This is a genomic window from Polyangium fumosum (assembly GCF_005144585.1).
Taxonomy (GTDB): domain Bacteria; phylum Myxococcota_A; class Polyangia; order Polyangiales; family Polyangiaceae; genus Polyangium; species Polyangium fumosum.
In genome coordinates, this window is record NZ_SSMQ01000185.1 from 1 (window position 1) to 1,334 (window position 1,334).

The 1,334-nt window shown below is 65.2% G+C and carries 1 protein-coding gene; it reads left to right on the top strand.

The window, feature by feature from the left end:
- Positions 1-165: 165 nt before the first annotated feature.
- On the top strand, positions 166-984 hold the full coding sequence (locus E8A74_RS51625; RefSeq protein WP_136936583.1) for a hypothetical protein: 819 nt from the start codon (positions 166-168) through the stop codon (positions 982-984).
- Positions 985-1,334: the final 350 nt, after the last annotated feature.

A 1,334-nucleotide genomic window follows, 5' to 3' on the forward strand; every position in this document is an offset into this window, starting at 1 on the left:
CTCTGGTGCGGAGCACGCCGAGGCGGTTGGCACGATTTTCCCGGGATGCGTGGGACGGGATGCGACGGGGTCATGTGCGGGGTGTTGGGCTCGCGATTGGGGTGGCGTAGATCCACGGGCTGCTAGCTCCACCCAGAGTACAATGCGGGCCGCCAAGGAGGCCCTATGAACCTTCGTCGCCTTGTTGCTTCAGTTACTGCCACGCTTGTTTTCCCAGCCCTCGCGGCCTTGCCGTCGTGCAGCGATCCTGCGTGCGACGACGGCGGCGAGGGCTGCCCGTGTACGACAGGCGTAGAGTGCGGCAGGCCGCCTGCCTGCACGGGCTGGATGTGCGACGGCACCTGCCACAGCTTCAACGAGCGCGTGGGCTTCCGCTGCATGATGGATACCTGCCCAGGCCCAGACAAGTGCCCCGGCGTGTGCGACGGCGCGGGCACGTGCATCGGGTGCCTGCAGGACGCGGACTGCAAGCCGGGGCATACCTGCGAGGCCGGGAACGTGTGCTCGCGCTGCGACGACGGGGTGAAGAACGGGGACGAGACTGACGTCGACTGCGGCGGGTCGTGCCCGCTGTGCCCGGGGACGTGCAACGTGGATGCCGACTGCCCGGCAGGCTACTGCTGGGAGGGCCTCTGCGTCCGATGTGACGACGGGATCCAGAATGGGGACGAAACGGGCGTCGACTGCGGCTCCTTGCTTGGCCACTGTCCCGTTTGCACCGGTTACAAGTGCGAGACAGACGAGCAGTGCGCAACAGGCATTTGCGCGGCCAGCGACGTCTGCTGCAAGGTCGTCTGCGACGGCTGCCAGCAGTGCGAGGTCGATGGGGAATGCGTCCAGATCGCCGGTCCCATCCCATGGGCTGGCTGCCTTTCCGGACAGATCTGTGGTCTTGCGGGGACCTGCGCGTGGAAGGACGGGTATCCTTGCACCAAGAATGAGGACTGCCTCCACCTTTCTTGCGTGAATGGGATCTGCGACTGAGCGCCCGCAGTACTCATGGCGGTGGGGCGAGTTCTTGGACGCAACAAAAAGTCACGGGAAGGTCCTTGTACGTGGCACCAAGGACCTCTCCCCCGCTGGGCTCGCAGGTACCAGGCTCTGAGAAGATGACCTCGGCCATCTTGCTCGCGAGAGCCGTGCCCATCGGCAGGTCAACGCACTTTGGGCCCTCGGTCGAGGACAGAACGAGCGCTCCCTGCTCGTTTGTAGACAACCATCCCGATCCGCAGAAATCCTCGATCTCGACAGCGATCACGAGTTCGCGCTGGCCTGCGAGGTCATGAGTTCGCCGCCGCGCTGGGCGCTTGCCGTGTGGGTGGTGTGATCGATGG